General features: G+C 19.4%; 3 protein-coding genes. All 3 read right to left on the bottom strand.

The annotated features are described in order from the left end of the window. A partial coding sequence (locus BST80_RS05310; protein WP_415746289.1) for a hypothetical protein occupies positions 1-415 on the bottom strand: 415 nt, incomplete at its 3' end. Next, complete coding sequence (locus BST80_RS05305; protein ID WP_415746288.1) at positions 415-606, bottom strand: hypothetical protein; 192 nt, start codon at positions 604-606, stop codon at positions 415-417. The genes BST80_RS05310 and BST80_RS05305, both read right to left, overlap by 1 nt. Further along, positions 606-797: hypothetical protein (locus tag BST80_RS05300; RefSeq protein ID WP_415746287.1), on the bottom strand; the 192-nt coding region annotated here is incomplete at its 5' end. The genes BST80_RS05305 and BST80_RS05300, both read right to left, overlap by 1 nt.

The following is a 797-nucleotide window of genomic DNA, read 5'->3' as shown; positions in this document are numbered from 1 at the left end:
TTTCAATTAATTCTTGTTTTTTTAATTCTTGTTCTTTAAATAATTCATTTTGTTTTTGTTTACGGGCTTGCGTAATATTATTATTAATTTCTTCTTGATGGCCATTAAAATATTTTTCTAAAATAAGAATATTTTTTCCATTTTTATTATGCTCATCTTTTAAATTTTTAATAAGTTCTTTAATTGGTTTAAAAACAAGATTATTTTTAGTAATAGCACTTGGAAAATCTTTTAATAAAACATCTTTATAACCATTCAATGCATAATGATTTTGATGTCTTAAAATGTATTCTGCTAATTCTTGTCCATTTTCATCAAGTCATTTTTTAATTACAAATGCTTTATTATGTTCTTCTTTAAAATCATTTTCTTTTAAATAAAACGGATAAGTAATATTTTTAATTAAATTTGTCATTATTTACCCTCCTTAATTTCCTTAATTCTTAATAAATTATTTAGTTCACTTGTATTTAAAAAATTAAAATATAATTCTGATAATGTTAATATGTCAATAGAATTATCTTTTCAATAGCATTTATATTTTTTATCTTTATATTTATTCCAATTTACACTAATAAATGTTAATCAAGCATTTTTTATATTCATTATTTATCCTCCATTTCAATAAAACTATTTTTTGGTTTACTAAAATAAACTTGTTTTAAGTTTTCAAATTCTTTATCTGTTAATCGTTTTCTTTCAAATTCAAGGTAATATCTATCTCAAATATCTAAACTATAATCTTGTGCCGCTTCTGGATAATTATCAAATAATTCATTTAATAATTCTTTTAAATT

The sequence above is a fragment of the Spiroplasma sp. Moj genome (assembly GCF_016082285.1).
Lineage (GTDB): Bacteria > Bacillota_I > Bacilli_A > Mycoplasmatales > Mycoplasmataceae > Spiroplasma > Spiroplasma phoeniceum.
This window is presented reverse-complemented; position numbering and strand designations above follow the sequence as displayed.